The sequence below is a fragment of the Bacillus sp. C-3-6 genome, from assembly GCF_054509685.1.
The window spans coordinates 2,768,400-2,792,712 of record NZ_CM137247.1; the positions used below are offsets into that span (position 1 = coordinate 2,768,400).

23 protein-coding genes and 2 pseudogenes are annotated in these 24,313 nt (G+C 33.3%); 4 read left to right on the forward strand and 21 right to left on the reverse strand.

The genetic code is table 11. The annotated features are described in order from the left end of the window. Positions 1–96: 96 nt before the first annotated feature. The 9 genes and pseudogenes from ACW0JX_RS14320 to ACW0JX_RS14360 all read right to left on the reverse strand — a co-directional run bounded on the left by ACW0JX_RS14320 (position 97) and on the right by ACW0JX_RS14360 (position 7,195). Positions 97–832 (reverse strand): annotated as a pseudogene (locus ACW0JX_RS14320) (hypothetical protein). Beyond that, positions 829–1,419, reverse strand: a complete 591-nt coding sequence (locus tag ACW0JX_RS14325) for a TetR/AcrR family transcriptional regulator (protein WP_144465286.1) — start codon at positions 1,417–1,419, stop codon at positions 829–831. Before ACW0JX_RS14325 ends, ACW0JX_RS14320 begins: the two are co-directional and overlap by 4 nt. A 239-nt stretch (positions 1,420–1,658) precedes the next feature. Then, complete coding sequence (locus ACW0JX_RS14330; protein WP_168410557.1) at positions 1,659–2,168, reverse strand: DUF402 domain-containing protein; 510 nt, start codon at positions 2,166–2,168, stop codon at positions 1,659–1,661. 205 nt (positions 2,169–2,373) lie between these two features. Beyond that, a complete protein-coding gene (locus ACW0JX_RS14335; RefSeq protein WP_440605327.1) occupies positions 2,374–3,432 on the reverse strand; it encodes a hypothetical protein in 1,059 nt (352 codons plus the stop codon). A 12-nt stretch (positions 3,433–3,444) separates the two neighbouring features. Beyond that, a complete protein-coding gene (locus tag ACW0JX_RS14340; RefSeq protein ID WP_440605328.1) occupies positions 3,445–3,918 on the reverse strand; it encodes a tetratricopeptide repeat protein in 474 nt (157 codons plus the stop codon). 141 nt (positions 3,919–4,059) lie between these two features. Further along, on the reverse strand, positions 4,060–4,749 hold the full coding sequence (locus ACW0JX_RS14345) for a phosphopantothenoylcysteine decarboxylase domain-containing protein (protein ID WP_098127898.1): 690 nt from the start codon (positions 4,747–4,749) through the stop codon (positions 4,060–4,062). A gap of 15 nt (positions 4,750–4,764) precedes the next feature. Next, entirely contained in the window at positions 4,765–5,568 is an 804-nt protein-coding gene (locus tag ACW0JX_RS14350) for an AAC(3) family N-acetyltransferase (RefSeq protein ID WP_095690678.1), read from the reverse strand. Positions 5,569–5,798: 230 nt separating this feature from the next. Then, on the reverse strand, positions 5,799–6,200 hold the full coding sequence (locus tag ACW0JX_RS14355; RefSeq protein WP_088024654.1) for a GNAT family N-acetyltransferase: 402 nt from the start codon (positions 6,198–6,200) through the stop codon (positions 5,799–5,801). A gap of 56 nt (positions 6,201–6,256) precedes the next feature. Beyond that, a complete protein-coding gene (locus tag ACW0JX_RS14360; protein ID WP_053564173.1) occupies positions 6,257–7,195 on the reverse strand; it encodes a DMT family transporter in 939 nt (312 codons plus the stop codon). Between the two features lie 290 nt (positions 7,196–7,485). On the opposite strand from ACW0JX_RS14360, the gene ACW0JX_RS14365 reads away from it, so the two are divergent. After that, positions 7,486–7,872: a hypothetical protein gene (locus ACW0JX_RS14365; protein ID WP_000390805.1), complete on the forward strand. Its 387-nt coding sequence runs from the start codon at positions 7,486–7,488 to the stop codon at positions 7,870–7,872. 32 nt (positions 7,873–7,904) lie between these two features. On the opposite strand, the gene ACW0JX_RS14370 is transcribed toward ACW0JX_RS14365, so the two are convergent. The 7 genes and pseudogenes from ACW0JX_RS14370 to ACW0JX_RS14400 all read right to left on the reverse strand — a co-directional run bounded on the left by ACW0JX_RS14370 (position 7,905) and on the right by ACW0JX_RS14400 (position 13,165). Continuing rightward, positions 7,905–8,429, reverse strand: a complete 525-nt coding sequence (locus tag ACW0JX_RS14370) for a DinB family protein (RefSeq protein WP_000653846.1) — start codon at positions 8,427–8,429, stop codon at positions 7,905–7,907. Between the two features lie 15 nt (positions 8,430–8,444). After that, complete coding sequence (locus tag ACW0JX_RS14375) at positions 8,445–8,945, reverse strand: GNAT family N-acetyltransferase (protein ID WP_000620322.1); 501 nt, start codon at positions 8,943–8,945, stop codon at positions 8,445–8,447. Between the two features lie 139 nt (positions 8,946–9,084). Continuing rightward, positions 9,085–9,706, reverse strand: a pseudogene (locus tag ACW0JX_RS14380) (nucleotidyltransferase domain-containing protein); the annotation flags it as partial. Positions 9,707–9,722: 16 nt separating this feature from the next. Beyond that, the gene (locus ACW0JX_RS14385) at positions 9,723–10,406 is read right to left on the reverse strand and encodes a DNA alkylation repair protein (RefSeq protein ID WP_098976104.1); all 684 of its coding nucleotides are present in this window, start codon (positions 10,404–10,406) and stop codon (positions 9,723–9,725) included. A gap of 241 nt (positions 10,407–10,647) precedes the next feature. Beyond that, on the reverse strand, positions 10,648–11,601 hold the full coding sequence (locus ACW0JX_RS14390; RefSeq protein WP_078401530.1) for a PLP-dependent cysteine synthase family protein: 954 nt from the start codon (positions 11,599–11,601) through the stop codon (positions 10,648–10,650). A 175-nt stretch (positions 11,602–11,776) separates the two neighbouring features. Next, entirely contained in the window at positions 11,777–12,166 is a 390-nt protein-coding gene (locus tag ACW0JX_RS14395) for a VOC family protein (RefSeq protein WP_098842038.1), read from the reverse strand. Between the two features lie 177 nt (positions 12,167–12,343). Continuing rightward, entirely contained in the window at positions 12,344–13,165 is an 822-nt protein-coding gene (locus tag ACW0JX_RS14400) for an MBL fold metallo-hydrolase (RefSeq protein WP_069355807.1), read from the reverse strand. Between the two features lie 417 nt (positions 13,166–13,582). Here ACW0JX_RS14400 and ACW0JX_RS14405 point away from each other — a divergent pair, with 417 nt between their 5' ends. Together ACW0JX_RS14405 and ACW0JX_RS14410 are read left to right on the forward strand one after the other, a co-directional pair. Beyond that, a complete protein-coding gene (locus ACW0JX_RS14405; protein ID WP_000407025.1) occupies positions 13,583–14,230 on the forward strand; it encodes a DJ-1/PfpI family protein in 648 nt (215 codons plus the stop codon). A 150-nt stretch (positions 14,231–14,380) separates the two neighbouring features. Then, positions 14,381–15,208 (forward strand): peptidoglycan-N-acetylglucosamine deacetylase, encoded by an 828-nt coding sequence (locus ACW0JX_RS14410; protein WP_000551449.1) that lies wholly within the window; start codon positions 14,381–14,383, stop codon positions 15,206–15,208. Between the two features lie 54 nt (positions 15,209–15,262). Here the strand turns inward: ACW0JX_RS14410 and ACW0JX_RS14415 are convergent, their stop codons facing one another. Genes ACW0JX_RS14415 through ACW0JX_RS14425 form a run of 3 tightly spaced genes read right to left on the reverse strand, consistent with a single transcriptional unit; the run spans position 15,263 to position 18,946 of the window. Beyond that, positions 15,263–16,534: a PTS ascorbate transporter subunit IIC gene (locus ACW0JX_RS14415; RefSeq protein ID WP_340783522.1), complete on the reverse strand. Its 1,272-nt coding sequence runs from the start codon at positions 16,532–16,534 to the stop codon at positions 15,263–15,265. Positions 16,535–16,557: 23 nt separating this feature from the next. Next, on the reverse strand, positions 16,558–16,827 hold the full coding sequence (locus ACW0JX_RS14420; protein ID WP_000757316.1) for a PTS sugar transporter subunit IIB: 270 nt from the start codon (positions 16,825–16,827) through the stop codon (positions 16,558–16,560). A gap of 13 nt (positions 16,828–16,840) precedes the next feature. Then, the gene (locus ACW0JX_RS14425) at positions 16,841–18,946 is read right to left on the reverse strand and encodes a BglG family transcription antiterminator (protein ID WP_095690674.1); all 2,106 of its coding nucleotides are present in this window, start codon (positions 18,944–18,946) and stop codon (positions 16,841–16,843) included. Between the two features lie 320 nt (positions 18,947–19,266). Here ACW0JX_RS14425 and ACW0JX_RS14430 point away from each other — a divergent pair, with 320 nt between their 5' ends. Beyond that, positions 19,267–19,938, forward strand: a complete 672-nt coding sequence (locus ACW0JX_RS14430) for a TerC family protein (protein WP_340783517.1) — start codon at positions 19,267–19,269, stop codon at positions 19,936–19,938. 55 nt (positions 19,939–19,993) lie between these two features. Here the strand turns inward: ACW0JX_RS14430 and ACW0JX_RS14435 are convergent, their stop codons facing one another. Both ACW0JX_RS14435 and ACW0JX_RS14440 read right to left on the reverse strand, forming a co-directional pair. Beyond that, on the reverse strand, positions 19,994–21,967 hold the full coding sequence (locus ACW0JX_RS14435; RefSeq protein WP_000808748.1) for an LTA synthase family protein: 1,974 nt from the start codon (positions 21,965–21,967) through the stop codon (positions 19,994–19,996). Positions 21,968–22,485: 518 nt separating this feature from the next. After that, positions 22,486–24,111, reverse strand: coding sequence for an ABC-F family ATP-binding cassette domain-containing protein (locus ACW0JX_RS14440; RefSeq protein ID WP_000633860.1), 1,626 nt, complete (start codon positions 24,109–24,111; stop codon positions 22,486–22,488). Positions 24,112–24,313: the final 202 nt, after the last annotated feature.

Genomic DNA, 24,313 nt, shown 5'->3' on the forward strand with positions numbered 1-24,313 from the left:
AAATATTTCCGATAAGTCAACTAGGTTTTATTAAAACATACATATGATTTGTTTGAACATTTTACTTTTGTTTATTTAAACGATATCGTTTACTTACTATTTTTTCTGATCTTTAATCCACTGTAACCAATAAGAAAACTCACACGCTAAATGCATTTGATGGGATTTAATTAGACTATTAGGACAAAGGGCTGGGAGCTGGGAACTCAACAACTAGACTTACTTCTATCCCTGTATCAGTATCTTTAAATTGATGTCGAACTCCACCAATAGTAGTACCATCTTTCATACGTGCAACACCTGTTGATTGGTATTGATAAGATTTATCTCTTGGTGTTTTCAATCCAGTTTCGTCACCAAAAACAATGAAAAATTGAACTGGAAACGGAGAATTACCAGTAGTTTCGATAACCTCTAATTCATTTTCCCCAAAGGGCCTTAGTACATAGTGATCAGGACAAGCAGATAAATTCACTTTGTTATTTTCACGTGATTGTTCAAGCATCAAACTATCAATTCCATGTATGGCTTCTTCTGCTGTAATCCCGTCTAAATAAATACTAGTTTTTGAAAATTTTCGTCTATCGCCAGATAAAAGAGTACAGATACGCATACCTATTGCACTTAATCTAAGTTTTGATTTCAACTTTTCGTACATTTCATTGTATGTATATCGCAACTTTATTTCCGTTAGCTGTTTTATCATGACGTCTGTATCATTTATTTCAGGCTCTTTATGTCCTAATATATATAATACTTTTTTTACCCGTTCTCTTTTCCATTTTATAAGTTGCTCTTGTGAGATATTATTTCCATCGATAATAATTTTCATAAACTTTCTCCTTCCTTTTGATTGTATCGTAGTGTAGTTAATACTAAATTAACCATTTCTTGTTTTGTATCTAGATTCAACTTTACTTCTGAATGAGCAATACTGCTAAGACCGTATAGAATAAACCCAGAAGCTAATAATGAGTTATCAGTATAAAAAACCCCTATGTTTACTCCCTCTTCAATTACTTGTCTAATTAACGGTTGCATACGTGCGAATAATTTCTTTTCCAGTTGAAAATGTTGTTCCGTCTGAAACGAACTCACATTTTTATAGGGTGCTAACTTTTCAATAAATGTCCAAAATATATCTAGTGAATCTTTCATCTTTTGTATGACAGACCGTTCATTTGAAATAAGTATTTCTTCAATTAACTCCATATTTTTCACAATAAAGTCATTTAAAACTTCATCAACAAAATTCTCTTTAGACTTGAAGTAATAATAAAATAAACCCGTTGCTACACCTGCATGATTCACAACATCTTTTATGCCAAATCCTTTCATACCATTTTTCATATATAGTTCAAAACCAATATCCATTAACTCTTGGCGTCTTACATCTGGTTCTTTTGATATTCTTTTCATAGGTCATCTCCTACTTTATTTTTCCTGCGACTGAATCTGATTCAATCATAAACGACTGAACTTGATTCAGTCAATATTATTTCATAAATTTTAAATCCATTTAATAACTAAGCAACAAAATTTCTACCAAAAAAAAGTAATCTCAAGAAATATGCTACTAACCTTAGATTTATCAAAAAAGTTAGACCATATAACTTGAGACTACTCATTTCCATTCAAAATATTTATGTAATTAAATTTTAGTTCTTCTGCACCCTGGCTGTCTCCAAAACTATTTGTGGAAGCTCTTTTTGAATGATTTCTTTCAGTCCATAAAGAGCTTTCTTCACATAACCACCTTCGAAATTCCCTAATGATTCTGGTAATTCATCCTCATCTAATATGAAGTATTCTCCATTAGGAAGTACCATAATATCGATGATTAAATCTTCGAAGGAAACCACTTCGTCTTTTATTTGTGTATTTTTTACGATATTAAAATAGGAACCTAAATACTTCCCTTTTATATCTCTCCATACGTATAAATTGTACGGACGATCTTTCCAATAATATGCGATTGTATAACTTCCTTTTGGGATTGTTAACTTAGTATCTTTTGCAGTCATTGTAAATGAATACTGCACCTCGTGAAATAAAACGATACTTTGTGATTGCTTTTCAAGTAATAAACAATTGTGATCTACTATTGTTGAGTTATACCGGATTTTTCTTTCTAAGATTTCACTTTTCGATGTAAGTAACTTATTCATTATTTTGTTTCCCCTTATACTAGTTCTATCCTCAATTATATCCACTTATCTAACGATAAAGAAGTATATAGTTTTTTATATAATGATTTATACAAGTACACAAGAAAAACTCCTTCTTATTTAGAAAGAGTTTTTCACTATCCATGTTTCATATTTTTTCACTTCTAACGGAAGCTTATTTGTTTTTATGTAACTAACAGCACTATTACTCATGTTTTAACTTTTCCTTAACCGCATCATAAAATTTTCGTTCTTCATCAACATTTAAGTGCACACGACTTACTGTTTTAGAAAATCCATATAACAACTGTGCTTTCACTGGCTCTTTTAATGTTATTTCAAAAGTAGCAGGTTCTTTTATGAACTCCATAACAGTTGCATCCAATACCTGTTTCCCTTCTTTTGCCGTTAGCAATTCATCACCCTTGTAGAACGCAATATTATCAATTTGTGTAAATGGTATAACAATTTTCTTTCCTAATCCAATTTGAATGATTACTTGTTCTTCTGTTACGTTAAGTGGATTTTTACGCATCGCTTGTATTTCAGCTATAAAATAAATCATCGCGTATACATTTAAAATAAGTAAAATCCATGCTATTACTGGATTCCACTGGTGTAGCAAATAATGAAAACCAATACTTTCTATTAAGGTCGCATGGATGATCATGATATATACACCTATTGCACCAGTCTTTTTGTGATATGAGTATACGTATTCACCTTCTGGTACTTTTTCACTCCACGATAAAAATGCATAATAGATTAACTTACACTCCGTTACAATGATATCTATTAATTTATTTCTTTTCATAGTAGCGTCAAACGCAGCATCAATTGCATAAGAAAATGAAGAGTACTCACTTTTATATTCTTTATATTTTTTTATTATGGTAGGAAGCTTTCTAACAATTTTATATAGAAGGAATAACTCTAAACATACAAAAGCAATTTCTCCTGCAATTATAATATAAGAAACGTATGAAAAATCTTGTAAATAGTCACTTGGAATAATAAATCTTGCAAAAATATAACCAGCTATTACAACAGGAACTATATACGTTAACGAGTACCTTTTTCGAATAATGAAGAAATACGTGATGATTGGAATGACAAACATGCAATCTAATAATGACCCAAGTACAACTTCTTTCGGCGCAGCTGGTACTATTGGAAGAGCATACAATAAATAGTTTGATAGCATAATTAAAGAGACGAGTCCAATCCAAATACTTTTTCGCCTTCGCGATAGTGTAACATTCATACGTTCACTCCTTTATTTAAAAACCTCATTTAAGTGGTCTTTATAAAATGAAATGGCACGTTCAAATTCTTTTACTTCCTCTACTTTCACGACAGTTTCAAGTAATAATTTCATCGCTGACTCGTGATCGTTTACGTTATATTTTGCTAATGATAAAAATACTTTCATCGGATCGTTCTCTGGGAATTTTTTCACCCCAGCTTCTAATACTGTAATTGCCTTTTCATATTCCCCTAAACAACGATATGTACTTCCTAGACCAATATAAGCACCGCAAAGGGATTCGCCATCAAGTCCATTTGCGATTGCCTGCTCATAATACGGAACTGCTTCTGTTTCTAGCCCCATTACATCATGTATCCACGCACACTGATACAGTACTTCTGCATCCTTTGTAAAGTTTGTTAATCCTATAAGCATCTCTTTAGACTGCGCATATTTCTTTTCGTTTCTAAGTTTAATAGCTTGCTTTAATAAATGTTCCATAGAATCCACTCCTCACCAATTATTCTGTGTATAGCTCTTGATTGATATACGCTTCACATTCGTGTAAAAGTAAAATTCCCACCAATTAAAGTTTCGCTTACTTATTACTATGCGGATTCATTCTTATCTAAAAACTTAATTTTAAAAAGCAGTGACACGATTACATAATACTTCTAAGCTTTTGACAATTTCTTTCGCCGTTTCATCTTTTCCATTACACAACTTCCCTTTACCATCCTGTCCAATTACATAATGTACAGCTCCACGCGAATATAAAGAATGTGGTGAATTCGCAATCATTACATTCGCCCTTGCTTCTTTCATTCTATTTTTCGCTCTTGCAAACAGTTCTTCTTCATTTAAATCACTTTCAAGTTTAAAACCAACAAGTACTGTTTCTGGGTCCCATTCTTTTATTTGTTTTAATACTTTTGGAGCCTTTTGAAAGTGAATAATCGGTGCTATATCACTTGAAATTTTTCCGTCCATATTAAGAACATTACCATCTTGATCACAAATTTTCTCCACAATCCAATCTGATCCAGCCGCTGCCATAATAACCGCATCAACCTTTTCATGTGTGACGATACTTTTCATTTTATCTTGTAAATCAACAATTCCTTCAAATGGATGTAATTCTAACCCTCTATGTACATCGCTCGGTTTCTCCGCAAAATAACCGTGCAAATATATAACATGTGCCCCTTTAGCTATAAGTTCTTCTGCGATTATCCTTCCGATTGTACCTTTAGCCATATTCGTATGCCCGCGTACTTGATCCCATTTTTCTAGACAACCACCGCTCGTAATTAATACCTTTTTCCCCTTCATTGTAACCATCCCTTACTAATTTTTCTTACGAAACCATTCTGTTCCAAAGTCAACTATATCACGCTGTTTCATTAGACGACACGTTGCATTCCCTATCTTCCCGTTTTTTACAGTTCCTTTTCGCTCAAACTCCACACCAATTTCTACAAACTTCTCAGATTCGTAATCCATTTCAACAAACTCTTTCCACACTCTTTCACCGTTTTCTATAATAGGTGCTCCTACTTGTATTAACTCACATGCACCAGTACGCACCTCGGATAAATGAACAGACGTATTTGAATCATATCCAACACCAATCAATAATACGTACCCGTCTAAATCGTATATTTTTCTTAATGGAGATTCTTCTCCAAAGCTCATTGATAATGAATGGTTCATTGTTATTTCTACTGCATGTTTTCCCCATGCAGCAAAACTTCCTAACGGATGATTACTACGTACTACATTCGGATATGTACGAAAACATTCAACTATTTCACCCATTCCCCTTGTTGGGGTTATACGTGAATCAAATGCAGGGACGTTATCTCGGATAATTTGCCACCAGTCTTCCGGTACAGGTGGTCTTGACCAATGTTTTGGATCAGACAAATCCGAAGATTGCGTTGGCATTATTATCGTTCCTTCTTCCGTAACAACTTTCATTAATGCTTCTACTACAGCAACCGCACCACCAGATGTCCATCCGATAGAACTTAGTGATGAATGAACGATAATTGTCATTCCTTTTTCGATTCCTAATGCTTTTAAATCTTTTGTTATTGTTTCGATTGTATTTGGAAATTGTGTGCTTGCTACTATTTCATTCATTTTCATATTGGTTCCCTCACTAGCCACGTAAATTTAAACTTTTATATAAATATATTATCATATTTTTCTTAATTTTTAACTTAATCATATTCATTACTACAAAAATATGTATATGGGTGTACTGAAGCCTCAAAACTCTATTAAAATCGTAGATAATGATGAGCGAGAGTTTTTTCAAATGAAGAAAAATGTAAATCTTATTTTTTCAAGCTATACTCCATATGCATATTTTTATACTATTTTTCCAAATAACAATGAAATCTTTCGATTCCCGTATATTTTTCTCCTAAACTTTTAACTTGAAAACCAATTCTTTTATAAAATTCTACCGCCCCATCATCTGTCTCTGCTTCTATATAAGTCAATTGATATATCCTTACCACTTCTTTAATCATTTGCAGTGCAATTCCTTTTTGACGATAATCTGAATCCACTGCTATATGGCATACTCGTGCTTTAGTTGCTCCGATTACTTCAATACCTATACAAGCTTTTTCTTCATATTTGTACAAAGTCCCTTTATTCATTTGGTAAAATAATACTGCCTTCTTTAAGCTTATTTCATTTGGACCGACGGCATATTGTAGCACATTTAATATTGAATCTTTTTCAATTTGTTCAACACGCTGTAAATTCATATTTTCATCCCTTTCTATGAAAAAAGACTAGCTCTTAATAAAAAGAGCTAATCTCATTACGCCGTTATTTTTTCTTCTTTTTTTACAACGACAGCCACATAACTATGAAGTACCATTCCAATAATAACGAGACTCATACCAATCCAAGATAATGATGACGGAATTGGTGCAGATAACCAGATCAGCTCTCCTACTAGCGCAAATAAAACTTCACCAGACTGCGTCGCTTCCACTGTTGCTAGTTTTTGTGGATCATCTTTCACAAGATCTGTTGCAAAGAAAAATAATATTGTCGCGATTAACCCAGAACTAACTGCTACAATAAAACATTGAAAAACTTGGTTACTTGACGGTAATCCGCCAGTTGATACTTCGTAACCAGATAATAAAAACCAAAATGGTAAACTTGCTAATGTCATACCGAGTACTCGCTGAAATACATCTAATTCCCCTTTACAAACTTGCATCATTTTTCGATTTCCAAGAGGATACGCAAATGCTGCAATAAGTACAGGAACTACACATAAAACGGTTTCACGAATACCTAATGAAGAAGCATGTTCTACTTGCATGAGAACAACACCGAATAAAATAATGCCCGACATAACTAATTCCTTCATCGGAAGTTTTTTATGTAGTGGATCCACCGCAAAAAATGGTGTTAACAAAATCCCTGCAACGATTGTAATTTGCCATGTTGATGCAACGAGCCAACCTGGTCCGAACGCTCCAGCAAAACTAAGCGGTGCATAAAAGAGACCAAATCCAACGATACTCCATACTAACCATTCTTTCGGATTGTTTTTCATATATTGAAAGAGTTGCTTTAAGTTCCCTCTATACATAACAATAAGTAATAGCATTGGAACCATAAAATAATACCGTAATGATGCACTCCAAATCCAGCTTCCACCTTCTAAGTCCATTGCCCGGTTTAAAACAAAGGTAAAGGCAAAGAAAAATGATGCCAGTATCCCTATAACAATTGCTTTCATTGTAAAACCCCTTGTATTTAATTTTTAATCTTTATAACATATATTTTAGTATACGCGATGAAAAATCTACATTCAAACTTACATTTCACTTTCCATTCACTTGCAATGAAAAAGATAATAATACATTCATTTATTATACTTAATATAAAAACATTAAACAGAAATAATTTTAAAAATAAGTTACTTCTATGGATGTAATAACACTGAAAATATACAGAGCCTCTATACAATCTATTTTATTTGTACTTTCTTTCGGAGTTGTTTTCCTTCTAATAAGTGTTTTATCTTTAATGGAAGAATTTGATTTACTAGGAATTATTTCAATATTTTTCTCCTTATGGCTACTAAAGTATGCCCTAACCTTATGGAAAACACGTGCAAACGATATAGGTTCCTATTGGGATGATGAAGGAATTGTAGTAGATTTGCATGGGAATAAAGTGTATTGGTATGAAATCAAGGATATTACATACCAAAATTTTCAAGGGTCAAAATCTACCTTAATCTCGACCCATTATACTCACCATGAAAATATACGAATCCGCCATAAAAGATGGCTACCAACTATTGCACATTCAATTTACTGGTTTTCTATTGAAAAACCAAAAGATTATCATAAAAATTTAATGATAGCTTGGGAAGAAAAGCAAACAAATAAAAATAAACGCCTCCTTTAATTATTATTTAGGGGCGTTTGTTCATTCAAAAATTAAAGAATATGTAGTTTATATTCTCTATATAATTTCCTCAATCGACTTATATGTGCTTGATGATACCGATTATGATCTGCTATATGCCAAATTCCCCATCTTATAGTCGCATTTTCCCCTTTTTCATACAAAACTTCCCGCGTTAAATCAGTTTCTGTTAGTTTCATACATTCTTCATAAAACAATTTTTGCACTGCTTCATAATCTTGCATTAACTCTTGCAACGTGTATTTTCTTAAACTCGGTATTTCTCCTACTTCATTCAACATAGGACCATATTTATTTTCAAATGCTGTTGGAACATCTTCTCCCTTGAAACGATACACCCAATGTAAATCGACAACTGCTAAATGCTGAAGTAACTGCCCAATACTATTTTCATTATTTTCAGACCCTTTATAGGATAGTTCGTTCTCTTCAGTACCTTCTACTAACCTTTGCAATCTATTAAACGTATCAGCAACCGTCGCATACAAAATCGCTACTTGAGGGTCCAGATTTCTTTCTAAATGGAGATCTTTCATACAAAACTTCCTCTCTTAAAAGAACAACACCATATGTTCATCATCACTATACACACCATTCATTTTTATAGCCCTTTTTTCAATTCCGTACGTTTTAAATCCCATTGATTCATATAATCGTTTGGCTGGTTCGTTCGTTGACACAACCCCTAAATTCAATTGCTCTAACTTCATCTCTTTTGCCCTTTCAATTGCTTTACGTATTAAATCACGTGCAAGACCACTTCTTCGATTTTCAGTATCTACATACATTGCAACGATATGCCCTTTATGCTTATATGCGTCCTTTTCTTCTGTTAATAAAGTAACAACCCCAACTAAACGATTTTCATTATTAAAAGCACCAAATGTAAAACTACTGTTGGATGAAAGATTACTAGCAACGCGTTCAAGAGGGTTTTCTTGACGTACTGCTTCTTCATAAGTCGTTACAAATGCTTCTGGATTTACTTGTAGTGCTTGTAAACGTAACTCCCAATATTGTTTTGCATCCGCTTTTGTAAGTAATCGAATCATTTTATCTTCCCCTTTTTAATTGACATAATATTTTTATAGGTTATTATTTTTTGATTCATACTCTTCTTTTAATATACTGTAACGATAGCGATCTTCTACATCATCTAGTGTCAATTCTCTTAATTGAACATATGGTACATTCATTTTTCTCTCCCGTTTTATAAAAATGATCAAAAGCCGCTACAAATTTGTTTGCATATTGCTCATCATATCTTCTTAGCACTCTAATAAACCATTTTGAACTCCCAAGCCACCTACCATTTACTCTTAATACATATTCATGTACTAAATCCGCTAATAAATTAGCGATAAACAATTCTTCTTCTCTTTTTGTTGCACCAATAAAGTCATCTAAAGTATCCGTAATAAAATATCGCTTCTGCTTAATCGTTTCTTCGGTCCATTTAGCTGGTCCTTTATGTAGTAAATCATTCGCTTCTTTTTTTAATTTCTCAACAATTTCCTTTTCCCCTTTTAATGCAACCCCTTCTGAAACTAATTGTGGTAACGACGGTCTCCCTCGATCACAATCCATTTTGAAAAAGGTTTTATATGTTGTAAAATTATGAACAAACACCTCAACAGGCCATCCATTACTATAGAAAGATTCTCTATAACAAGAAGTTAAACTTTGGTCAACTATTACAATATCAAGGTCAGATGTTTTCGTCGCTTCTCCTCGTGCAACGCTTCCACCGAGTAAAGCTACATCACAATTCGGAAATTGTGATGTAGCTTTGTGCTGCTTCAATTGGTTTCATAGCCGTTCCTCTTTTCTTATTTCACTTTCTTTTTTTGAGCTCTTTCTCTCGCTTTTTTTATATAGCTTTCTGCATCTGGTGTTTTACATGATGTTGCACCGTGATCAACCTCTACTTTTCCAATTTCACGTGCAATTTCAATCGCTTGTCGCTCTAAGTCTTCATTACGAATTCCTATTGCGATTAAAGCACTATTCATCGCTTCTTTTTTTCTATTTTTTTCATTATGTATATTTTCTTTAATCTCTTCTAAGTATGGAGAGAAGAAATCATCATGTAACGTTTTATTTTTAATCGATATATTTGCTAATAAAGACCAGCCAGCTCTTCCAATCCATTCATCATTAGACTTTGTCCACTCTTCCATTCTTTCTATTGCAATTGGCGAAGTACATATAGATGTCATAAAAACATCCATTAAACAGTAATAATCAACATCCTGAACCCAACTATTAAGCTGTTCTGCTGTTATATTCTTCGGGTCTAAAATATAAGTTGCTAATATCATTGCGTCCATATTTTTCGTTTCCCACAATTCAACTGCTAAATCGTGATCTTTTTTTATTTTCTTTTTTAACAATTTTAAATTTGCAAAACTAACTCCGAATAGTGGCTCTTTCGCTCCGTGGTTTTTATACGTTTTACGATTTTGTTCTGTTCCATATTCCTCTAGTTGCTGCATTACTTCCTCAAGTAACATATACCCACCTCTTTATCTTTTATGTTGACTGTATATATGTATGTACGATATATTCTACATTACTTTTCGGTTTTCCTATATTTATTTTTAAAATACGGTATGTGAAATTTCTAAACATTGCACAGCTACACCATTAAAAAACTGTACATGTTAAACATACAGTTTTTTAATGGTATCAATTTTGCGTAGAATAAGATATAAACTACAATAGAACTTTTAATGATTCTCTCTATCATTTGGTCTATTCCCTATTTTCAACTAAATTTTTTACATCTGACCACTCTTCTATTGATCCTGCGTCCGGAAAAACTGTAACTACATTAAAATTCGCACCTTTTTCTTTCCCAATTTGTTTAGCTGCTAATAAATTCGCTGCCGCAGAAGTTCCTATTTTTATACCAGTATCTTTGTAAAAACGTGCCATTTCATACAGGGTATCTTCATATGAATAAGTCCATTGTTTTTCTATCAAATTTTCTTCCTGTTCTATGAAATGTTGTTTCCTTCCTAAGCCGAACCCACCTGATCCAGCATATTTCTTTAAATCATTTGGTGGTTGTTCCGAACCATAAGGCAATTCAGCAGGCATTACTAAATGTAGTTCAACATTTTTTGTATAATTCTTTATTGCTGTATAGACTCCCATTAGAGTTCCACCAGTACCAGCAGATGCTACCCATGCATGTATTGGTTTTCCAATCATTTGTGCAATAATTTCTCGCCCTGTACCTTCTATATGACTTACTAGATTTGCATTATTATAATGTTGGAATAAAAAGTATAATTCTGGATTTTGTTTACTAATCTCTACTGTTTTCTCAATTACTGCGTAGAACCCTTTACATTTATCAACTAAGATTACGTTAGCACCATAACGATCAAGTTCATTTAATAGAGATTTACCGGTTCCAGAACTTAAAACTAACGTGCATTGAATCCCTAAATAATTACAAATACACCCAATTGACCTCGCTAAGCTTCCACCACTATACTCTAAAATATTTTGTTTTTTGTCCGCTTCTTGTAAATATTTATTAATCATTCCAAGTGCTGCCCTATCCTTAATCGATCCTGTAGGATTGTGCCATTCACATTTAGCATAGATAGAAAGGTCCTTCGTTTCTTCGCATTTTAATTTCATGAGAGGTGTATTTCCAACATGTTTAGAAAACTCTTCAAAATGGTTTACTATCATACTTTTATACCTCCTTCATAAATTATGTTTATTACATTTGTTCTCAGCCAAAATACTTTCTACATTTTAATAACTCTCTCAATAAGATCTTCTTATATAAAAATCCCTACAAACACTGTAGGGATTTATGTCTAAATCATTTTGTTACACTCTATTTCATATGAAAATAGTTTCTTTATTCAGATGCATTCATAAGCACAATTCTCCAACCATCTGGATCCTCTATTGTGGTTCCTTTCTCTATCCAATACGGGTTTTCTGGTTCCACCTCATGATAGCCCATATTACTTAATCGATTCACTATCTTTTCAATTTCATCTTTATTAGGCATATAAAAAACTAGTAAATTATCTTTTGTCGGTGCCGGACATGGACTTCCATTAACATGTGTAGTAAACTCCAAATGATACTCTTCATCTGGTAAGCCAAACATAACCCCATCATATCCTTCATGATTGTGAAATTCCCCTATACGTTTTAAACCTAATCCTGTTTCATAAAAATTTATCACTTCTTCAAATTTATCTGTTGGTCTTGCAATTCTAAATTGAATCCAATTCTTCATGCAAATCTCCTCCTTTTCATTTTCCAAAGCTTTATAGTAATTAGTATAGGTTACATATATTCCCTTTAACATCCCTCATTAGTGTGAACTTCCTAAGTTGAAAGACCTATTAGTTAATAAACAATAGGACTTTAGTATAAAATTAGTTATATAAATGTAGAGATGAATTACAAGCTATTACGTATGAAATAGTTCTCCTTGCAGGGCCTTTATATACCGATCAGCAGATCTTTGTACAGCTTTATTCGCATCTTCCACCACACCATGAAATGCATTATATAGTCGACAAAATTGGATATCTTTTACCTTCTCTGCCATATCTCTAACTTTATTCGCTGGTAATGGAATGAGATTGGGATAACTATACATAAAACTTACCCATTTTCGATCCGAAACTACTTGTATAATATCACCTGATAACAAAATGCCTTTCCCTTCATTACCGTCTTTCCAATGTATAACAGTTCCGCCCTTAAAATGGCCTCCTAAGCGATGCAATGTAAGTTCTTCCGATAATATCAGATGCTCCCCAGACCAAAATTTAATTTGCTTACTCGGACGAACCACCCACTCTTTATCATCTTCATGAATATAAATAGGTACATTGAATGTTTCCGCCCATTTAACTTGTGTAGAGTAATAATGTGGATGAGAAAGTGCTATTGCTTGAATACCACCTAAATCATATATACGTTGTATCGTTTTATCATCTAAATAACTAATGCAATCCCACATAACATTTAGAGTTTTACTTTGTATTAAAAATGCTGTTTGTCCAATCGCAAATTTAGGTTTAGTAGTAATGCTATACAAACCGCTTTCTTCTTTTATTATTTCGTTTTTGTATAAATTGCTATTTTGCATCGTTTCTAATGTTGTCCATGACTGCCCAATTGGATTAACATATTGTCTTTCCTCATTACAAATTTTACAGCGAGAAGGTGCTTCTTCATTTTCGGGATACTGTACTCCACATGTAGTGCAAATATAATTATCCATATTCCCACTCCTTTTTTCATGTAATTGTTTCTTTACCAATATTTTAATAAAAAGCAAAAATATTCGAATCAATAATTGGAATGAAAATGAAATGATACGAAAGTATGATTAGTCTCCTTTCGTTTTAAGACTTTAGCCTAAGTACTATATTTTTCATTTCTTCTTTCTGTGAAAGTTGCATATCGTTTTTAATAGAAATTCCAAGTAAATTAAACTTTTACCCATTAAATAAGTGAATACATCTTTTCAAAATAAATGAACCTATTCATAGATTTCGTCACACCTTTGACATAGTTGCACTAAGCGATACACATTAGAGGTATAGTATATTTAAAGAAACGATAAAAGAATATTCAATAATTTTATCTTCCTTATCGTTACTAGATTCAATTCGTAACAAATAAAGGAGAGGTTTTAATGGAAATCGTTATTATGCTCTATGATGGAATTACTGCATTAGATGCTATTGGTCCATACGAAGTATTTGCTGCAGAAAGCAACAACAACATAAAATTTGTTGCTAAAACGAAGGGATTAATAAAATTAGATTCGAAAATGGGCTATTTACATGCTGATTACAATTTTAATGAAATTACTTCAGCAGATATTCTTATTATTCCCGGATGTCGTCCACCAAACTTTACACAACTTATGAAGGATGAAGAAACTCTTAATTGGATTCTCCAAATACATAAAACGACAAAGTGGACTACAACTGTATGTACGGGCTCCTTAATCTTAGGTGCTACTGGTCTACTAAATGGTGTTAATGCTACTAGTCATTGGAGCTGTTTTAACTTACTTCGTTCTCTCGGAGCTATTCCAACTGAAGAGAGATTCGTGCGCCATGAAAAAATTATAACAGCTGCTGGTGTATCTGCAGGTATTGATATGGCCCTTCAGTTAATAGCTTGGGAATTTGGAGATGAAAAAAGCAAAGCAGTTCAACTCATGTTAGAATACGACCCTCAGCCTCCCTTTGATACAGGTTCTCCTAAAAAAGCGCATGCATCCTTATTAGAAGATTTAAATTTGATGATTGAAAGTTTAAATAATAAAGTTTAAATTCATCCTATTTTTCAAAACTGCAATTGATATAAAATCTTGCATACTTTTGAGTAAACTTTTTTACACTTGTAAAAAAGTTTTTTTGCATTTCCCTACCTATAATTGCTAATATAGTAGAGTAGAACTTTTATAGAGAGAAGGAAAATTATGCACAATGGAATTCGAATGACAACTTTAGTAAAAAGGGCTATGTTAGTTTGTGCGGGGGTATTATTCACATACGAAGCGGCTTTGGGATCAGTACATACTGCTCTAGCTAGTACAGAGGATGAAGCAAAATCTGTTCAACTTGTAAGTGAGATTCAAACATCTCTTGCTCCGAAAGAAGCTCCTAAACATTATAACGGGCAAGTTAGAAAAGTCGCTTATTTAACATTTGATGATGGTCCTGGAAAATACACAGCTGAGCTTTTAGATATGTTAAAGAAAGAAAATGCAAAAGCAACATTCTTCCTAATTGGTTCAAACGTAAAAGCTTTCCCTGATCTTGTAAAACGCGAAGATGCTGAAGGCCACTACGTTGGGATGCACAGTATGACTCATAACTACAAGAAACTTTACACAGAAGGTCATTACGTAGATGAAATGAAGGAAGACCAAGGCTTAATCGCTGGTGTTTTAGGTAAATCACCAGTATTAACTCGTCCATCTTACGGCTCTATGCCAGGATTAAACGAAGCTCTTCGCAACAAAGTTGTAGAAAATGGCTTAAAAGTTTGGGATTGGACAATTGATTCTTTAGACTGGAAATACAACAAAATGCAAGTTGATGCTGCATCTGCTAAAATTGTAGAGAACGTGTTACATGGTGCTACAAATCCAACAGAAGTTATCCTTATGCATGATATTCATCCACAATCAGTAAAAGCAGTACCTGGAATTATTAAAGGACTGAAAGAAAAAGGATATGAATTAGAAGCATATAATGAGAACGAACATTTCCCATTAAACTTCTGGCATGATAATCGTATGTAATGAAAAGACTTGATTCCCTCTAGTAGGTTATCAAGTCTTTTTTTATTCCATATATTAAAAAATATAGCCAACTAACTTCACAATTTCACTAATCAAAATACCGACCACTGCGAAATCAGAATCCCCGAATGTTGTATTCTCAAATCCTAAACCACCTAATATAGGTAATAATATCGCTGGTAGGAATGAAATTAGTAACCCATTTACAAAAGCGCCAAGTATCGCTCCCCTTCTACCTCCTGTTGCATTTCCAAATACAGCTGCTGTTGCTCCTGTGAAGAAGTGAGGAATTAATCCTGGTACTATTACACTTAAACCGATAAATGGAAGCAGAAACATGGAAAGGAGTCCAGCAATAAAACTTGTTAAAAAGCCAATAATAACTGCATTTGGTGCAAACGGAAAGATTGTTGGACAATCTAATGCCGGTTTTGCATTTGGTACAAGTTTATCCGCAATCCCTTTAAATGCAGGTACAATTTCTGCAATTAACATACGTACACCTGCTAGAATAATATATACACCTGCTGCAAACGTAATGGCCTGCATGAAAGAATAAACGAGATAATTTTGTCCGTTACTTAATTCAGTTTCGATAAACCCCTTACCAGCAAATGGCGCGACAATAAAGAACAATACAGCCATCGTTAATGACATAGATACTGATGTATCACGCAAGAAACCAAGTGATTTCGGAACTTGAATTTGTTCTGTTGATTTTTCTTTATTTCCAAATTTACTTCCAACAAACCCTGCCGCTAAATATCCAACAGAACCGAAATGGCCAATTGCAATATCATCCATCCCTGTAATCTTTCTAACATACGGTTGTAGTAATGCTGGAAAAATCACCATGAGTGCCCCTAAAATAACTGACCCAATAATGACTAGTGAAGCGCCTTGCATCCCTGTAGTTGAAAATACCGCTGAAATTAAACATGCCATGAAGAGCGTATGATGACCAGTTAAAAATACATATTTAAATTTCGTAAATCGTGCGATTATTAAATTTGTAATCATACCAAATACCATGATTAATGCCGTTTCTTTTCCTAATGTTTGCTGAGCTATTGCAACAACAGCTTCATTATTTGGAATTATACCTTTAATATGGAATGCTTTATCAAATATTTTACCAAAAACGTCTAAAGCTCCTACTAATATAGTAGCTCCGCCTCCTAAAACGACAAAGCCCATAATTGTTTTTAAGGTTCCTGAAACTGTGTCTGCAAAGTTTTTCTTTTGCAGTAGTAAACCACACATAGCAAATAATCCAACTAATATTGCAGGCTGTCCCAAAATATCCTTCATTATTATATCAAACATAGCATTACTCCCCTTTCACTGTACTACATCAGGTGTTTTTGTAATGCTTCTTTAATTTCATTTTGATCTAAAATATTTGTTAAACCAGCAACTGTGCGTGTGCCATCTTCAAGATTACAAATAATATCTTTTGCACCTAAATATAAATCAGCTTGCTCAGATTTACTAGAAGCTAAATCTGTATGAGATACTTCTGCTTGTAATCCTAGTTCATTTAAAATTTTCTTCACATTCATTTCCACAATAAAACTACTTCCTAAACCATTTCCACATACAACTAATACTTTTTTCATTTTAATTTCCCCTTTAATTAGAATATTTAGCTATCATTTCTAATAATTTATCTTTTGAATCTGAATGTATTAACATTTCCACATTGTTTTGTTCAGATAGCATCTCACTTAATTGTGCTAATGCTTTTAAATGTGTTTCATTATCTATAGCCGCTAGCACAATAATCAAATTAGCAGCATGCTCTTGTTTTTCTGAAAATGAAACACTTTCTTTTAACTGTAGTAAACTCATTCCTAGCTGCTTAACTCCTGCTTCTGGACGAGCATGTGGTATTGCAATTTTAGGTGCAATAACAATATAGGGACCTAATTTTTCTACATTTACAATCATTTCATCAATATATTCTTCAATGATATATTGATTTTGTAATAACGGTTCAGCTGCTACCTTTATCGCATCTTTCCAATTATCAACTCGATTTTGAAGTTGAATAAACTCTTTAGTTAAAAGTTCGTTTAACATTGGTTTATATTTCTCCTCCTTCTCAAAATACACCGGACCACTCATAAATTCAGTCAATTCTCTTTTTAAAGATTGCTCATCTACTACATCGGAATATTTTCGAATAATTCCCATGACTACATCAACAGAATCCTTTTGATTCTCACCATAGAATACTCCATTTACGTTTCTTAAAAGAGATGCTTTTTCAGAATCAGTTAGAATTGGATTCACCTTAAAAACAGGTACCCCTCTCTTCTCAATTTCAGTAGTTGTAATAATACAATCTACATCAAATGTATTTGATTCATATTCTCGCTTTGAAATTGCATTTAATATATCCACATTTGAAAATAATTTTTCTAATTGGTATTGCAACATACGTGATGTTCCAATGCCATTCGGACATACAAGTAGCGCAGTTTTCCGCGGATTGGGAACGATTCCTTCTTTCCTCATCCACGCTCCAAAATGCATAGTAATATATGCAATCTCATCATCTGAAACAGATTTTCTCACATATTCTTCAAAATGATGAATCACTTTTTTTGTAAGACAATATACCTCTTTATAATTTTGCTGAATCGTATTCAGTAATGGATTTTCAATATCTATTCCATACTTCACCCGATAAAATGCGGGTTTCATATGCAAATATAGGTCTGAAGACAGCCCGTTAAAATCTTCAAATATAACGCAAGCATAGTCCTGAAATTCTTTAATCATCCTGTCAACAACCAAATGTATTTCATCCTTATTATTTTTTTCATACATATTTTCCTGGTAATTTACTTTTGCCCCTAACAAATGCGTCGTAATATAATAAATTTCATCACTTGGGAATTTAACAGCAAACTTTCGCTCAAACTGCTTCGCGATATACTTTGCTGCTTCAAATTGCTTTGAATCTCGAAGAACATTTTTTTCTGCTTCTTCCATTTCAATGTACTGTCCTTTTAAAATACGTCTATGGAACAAATACATGTAAACGCTTAAATTTTCAAGCACCTCATCTGTATATTGGATACCTAAAAACTCTTCACAGTTTGAAAGAATATTTTTTATGTTGTAAAGTGTTTCTCGTTCCAGAGTATCTTTTTCATTCCTCATGTCAGTTATAATGCATTTTACTTGTGATATTAAATACTCCCAGCCGTTTTTGGAAATAATGTGAGAGAGACTGGAAATTAACAAATTTCGTTTATCCTGTTCATCTCCAGCAATTTGATAGCCTTGTTTACGCCCAAATTGTAATAATAAATCATACTTATTTAGTTCTACTTTTAGCTTTTTTAAATCTGTAAGCACAGTATTACGACTTACTTGTAAAAGGTCAATTAAGTCTTCTAATAAAATTCTGTTTTCCTTTATGAGTAAGCATAAAATTAACCATATTTTTCTTTCTTGTGGAGAATATTCATATTGATCACTCGTAAATTCATTTAATTTTTTTACTATTATCTGTTTCGTTTCATTATTTAAGCAATAACCTAGAGGCCGGATATATTCAATTGAATGTAGCCCTTCCTCTTCTAACCAATCTTCAATCTTCTTAATATCATAATAAATTGTTCGCTTAGAAACTCGAATTACATCAATTAATTGATTTATAGACACATAACCTTCTGCTTGAATAATCTGTTGCAAAATATTTACACTTCGATTACCTAATATCATATATGGTGTACACCCTTTCTATACTTGTTCACTAATTGACTTGCAAGTATAGATACTAACTTTGCAAAATTAGATTTTGTAATCGTTTTCTATTAATATAATATCTTTTATTACCTCCAAATATAAGTCCAAATTTTGTTTTCTCTGTAGTGCAATGATTGTGCTTTAAAAATTACTTCAGCATACATTCCCCCGATGGAATACTTTATTTTCCTTTAATTCTAAAGTTCCCCTCATTATTCATTTACAGCAATGACAAAAAGATCTTTAGAATTTTTAATATAGCTTAGCACATATTAACCATAAGGAGTGATATGTATATGGAGTTTCTCTCATCTGAATATTTGTCTGCCTTGCTTGCCATCATTGTAATCGATTTAGTGTTAGCCGGAGATAATGCCATCGTAATTGGATTAGCAGCAAGAAGATTACCGAAAGACCAACAAAAAAAAGTTATCATATGGGGTACTGTCGGGGCGATCGCTATTAGAGCCCTCGCTACCTTAGTTGTCGTTTGGTTATTAAAAATACCTGGTTTACTCCTAATTGGCGGTGTACTTCTCATATGGATCGCTTACAAGTTGATTGCTGAGGGCAAAAATCATGATATTAAAGCCGAAGAAGGATTTTGGTCTGCTATTAAAACCATTATTATCGCTGATGCGTTAATGGGCATTGATAATGTACTCGCTGTTGCAGGAGCTGCCCATGGTAACTTTTCTTTAGTAATCATTGGTCTATTAGTTTCTATTCCTGTAGTCGTATGGGGCAGTACATTGATTTTAAAATGGGTGGATCGTTTTCCTGTCATCATTACGATTGGAGCAGCGGTTTTAGCTTATACTGCTGCAAAAATGATTGTAGATGAGAAATGGTTTGCTGGATTTTTTGAAAGTAACCCTTTCATTAAATGGACATTTATCATTATTATCATCGTCGGTGTAGTTTTCTTCGGAAAGGCAAAACAAAAAGCAACAGCTAGTTCTGTCTAATAATGATGGTATATTTACAAATAAAAAGCGCTATTCATATGAATAGCGCTTTTTATTATTTAGCTTCCCCTTCCGGAGTCGTTTTTACCTTCGTTTTGTTTTTATCACGATTGTTATAGTTATACTTCGAACGGTCTACTGGAGTGAATCCTTCCGGTGTGTAGAATCGTAATAAGTCACCATTTACGACTTGGTCAGAGTATTTTAGTGAGTTTTGAACCATTTGTTCATTTTTCTTTATTTCATCTGTAAATTCTACAGGTTTTCCAGTTGTTGTATCATAGTATTTGCCGTTTAGTGCAGTAACAGTTGGGCTTACGTAGTTACCGTTACGGAACGCAACGACTTGTTTATGCTCTGGTGATAATAAATCTGAACCGAATTGAACATAGTTTTTCGTATCTGTACCTAGTAAGTGTAATAACGTAGGAAGAACGTCAATTTCACCGCCATATTGATGTTGTACGCCACCTTTCACTCCTGGTACACGAACGATTAAAGGCACACGTTGTAACTGTGCATTTTCAAATGAGTTCATTTCTTTACCCATTACTTTTGACATTGCTGCGTTATGATTATCTGAAATACCGTAATGGTCTCCGTACATAACGATAATTGAGTTATCATATAAACCAGATTGTTTCAAGTAATCGATGAAACCTTTTACAGATTCATCTAAATAGCGTGCTGTTTGGAAGTACGTATCTACTGATGAATCGCCTGTTGTCGCTGGTTCAATTGTTGCTTCTGCCTTATCGATTGGATAAGGGAAATGGTTCGATAACGTAATAAACTTCGTATAGAACGGTTGTTTCAACGTTTGTAATAACGGAATAGATTCATTAAAGAACGGTTTATCTTTTAATCCATAGTTTACTACGTCTTTTTCATTCATATCGTAGTATGACGCATCAAAAAATTTATTAAAACCAAATGATTTATAAATATCGTCACGGTTCCAGAATGTTTTGTAGTTACCGTGGAATACTGCTGATGTGTATCCTTGTTGTCCTAAAATAGCTGGTGCTGATTGATACGTATTATGAGATTTCGTTGTAAAGACAGAACCTTGCGGTAAACCAAACATTGAATTCTCTAACATAAACTCCGCATCAGATGTTTTCCCTTGTCCTGTTTGATGGAAGAAGTTATCAAAGTATAGTGTATTCGCATCTTTTGTAAATGAGTTTAAGAACGGTGTAACTTCTTGACCATTTAATTTGTAATCAATTAAGAAGTTTTGGAATGACTCTAAATGAATATAAATTACGTTCATTCCCTTTCCTTTACCGAAATACTCAGGATTTGGACTTGCATAAGTTGATGTTAAATAATTTCGTACTTCTGTCATATTATCGCCATCAGCTAATGCTCGTTCTGTCGATGCTTTCGCACTTTGAATTCCATCATAAATTGTGTAGTTGTATGCCCCTAAATATTTCACAATATAATTACGGTCAAACGTTCTTGTTAATAATTCAGGACGGTCAGACTCTGCAAGACCTAAGTTAACACTGAATAATAAAATACCTGCTACAAATACTAGAGATAATTTATGCTTCGCAACACGAATTGGTTTTGGATTTGCAAATTTTGTTGCGACTAACACAATTAATATAATCGTGTCTAAAAAGTATAGTGGATCATAAAGATGTAGCAATGCAAGAATACTACCACCTAAATCTCCAAAGTTATTCGTTTGTGTTAATGTCGGGAACGTAATAAAGTCACTGAAAAAGCGATAGTATACTACGTTTGCGTATAAAAGAATTGACAATAACAAGTTGATGACAATTAGCCAAATATAAGATCGTTTCCCTTTTGCAAATAATGCAAGTCCTAAAAATAGAACTGCTGAACTAAGCGGGTTAAAAAACAGCAAGAATTTTTGGATTGTGTTTGAAATTCCTAAATTAAATTCCGTTACATACGCGGCATATGTTTTGAGCCAAAATAAAATAACGGCAAACAGAAAGAATCCAAAATGATTGCTTAACACACTTTTGCTCTTTAATAAGAACTGTTTCATTTCTCCACCTCTTTTAATCATCCAAGGCTTATTTTTTATAAGTCTGTCTCTCTATTCAAATTTTCTTCTTCAAATAGATTATCTTTATTTAACTATATGAAGAATATTAGTAATTATAATTTGAAGCTAGTATTTATTCAACTATTTCTTTTTAAACATTTTGACCTTGGTTTCTATTTAACAAAATAAATTTGTAACATTTCCTGTTTTCTCCCAAGATTCATCCACTAATTATGACATCCCATACTATATACCTTTATAAACTCATTCGCAAACTATTCTATCTCCAATTTTGGTACATATTTCACATGACAAAATAATGTTATTTAATTATATTGCTCACCTTACATTCCCCTGCTTCAACTAAATCTTAAAGTCATTACATCTCTTCCATACATGAAAAACCCTCATGTTCACTAATATTATATTTGAATAATTATTCATTTACCCTACCAGTAGTGTTATGTTTTCTCGACAAAAAAACTCGCTCTAAAAAGAGCGAGTTTTTTCATGATATATTATTGACCTTTGTACATTGCATCTACTTGTTTTTGAAGTTCTTCATTTTCTAAGTACTCATCGTAAGTTGCCTCTTTATCGATTACACCGTTTGGTGTTACTTCGATAATGCGGTTTGCAATTGTTTGTACGAACTGATGGTCATGAGATGTGAATAACATTGTACCTTTGAAAGCAATTAAACCGTTGTTTAATGCAGTGATAGACTCAAGGTCTAAGTGGTTCGTTGGATCGTCAAGTGTGATTACGTTCGCACCACTTAACATCATTTTAGATAACATACAACGAACTTTTTCGCCTCCAGATAATACAGAAACGTTCTTCTTAACTTCTTCACCTGAGAATAACATACGGCCTAAGAAACCACGTAAGAAGCTTTCTGACTCATCTTGTGGAGAGAATTGGCGTAACCAATCAACTAAGTTATAGTCACTGTTCTCAAAGTACTTAGAGTTATCTCTTGGGAAGTAAGATTGAGATGTTGTAACACCCCATTTGAATGAACCGCTATCTGGCTCCATTTCACCCATAAGGATTTTAAATAATGTTGTCATCGCGATATCGTTACGACCGATAAATGCAACTTTATCACCTTTATTTAAAGTGAAGTACACATTATCTAACACTTTTTCGCCATCAATTGTTTTAGAAAGGCCTTCAACAGTTAATAAGTCATTTCCTATTTCACGCTCAGGTGTGAAGCCAACGAATGGGTAACGACGTGATGATGGTCTAATATCATCTAATGTAATTTTATCTAATAATTTTTTACGAGAAGTTGCTTGTTTCGCTTTAGATGCGTTTGAGCTAAAGCGTGCAATGAAGTTTTGTAACTCTTTTACTTTCTCTTCTTTTTTCTTATTAGCATCTTGTGTTAATTTTAAAGCTAATTGGCTTGACTCATACCAGAAGTCATAGTTACCAACATAAAGTTGAATTTTACCGAAATCAAGATCAGCCATGTGCGTACATACTTTATTTAAGAAGTGACGGTCATGGGATACAACGATTACTGTATTTTCAAAGTTCATTAAGAAGTTTTCTAACCATTGAATCGCTTTTAAGTCCAAGTGGTTGGTAGGCTCATCTAGTAATAGAATGTCAGGTTTACCGAATAATGCTTGAGCAAGTAATACTTTTACTTTCTCTGCACCAGTCAATTCTGATAATTTTTTGTCATGAAGATCTTCACCAATACCAAGACCTTTTAGAAGGATTGCAGCTTCTGACTCAGCTTCCCAACCGTTAAGCTCAGCGAACTCACCTTCAAGTTCTGCAGCACGCATACCATCTTCATCACTAAAGTCTTCTTTCATGTAAATAGCATTTTTCTCTTGCATTACTTTGTAAAGTTGCGTGTGACCCATAATTACTGTTTCTAATACTGGGAACTCTTCATATTCGAAGTGGTTCTGTTTTAATACTGCTAGACGCTCACCTGGCGTAATATGTATGTCACCTGTTGATGGTTCAATTTCTCCAGATAAAATCTTTAGAAATGTTGATTTACCAGCACCGTTTGCTCCAATTAAACCGTAGCAGTTACCTGGCGTGAATTTTATGTTAACATCTTCAAATAATTTGCGATCCGCGAAACGCAAACTAACGTTACTTACTGTAATCATTTGTGTCCTCCTACTAATACCGCTTATTTCAGCGTTTTCTCACCGATTGTCTTAAAAAATCGCATATTACGACTCAATTATTGTAGACTATAGCTATTATATAGTAGAAGCTGGATGAATAGCAACGGTTGATTACCTTTCTATAATGAAATCGGATAGTTTTTATCCATTCCTCTAGCTATTGTATGTATATCATCGACCT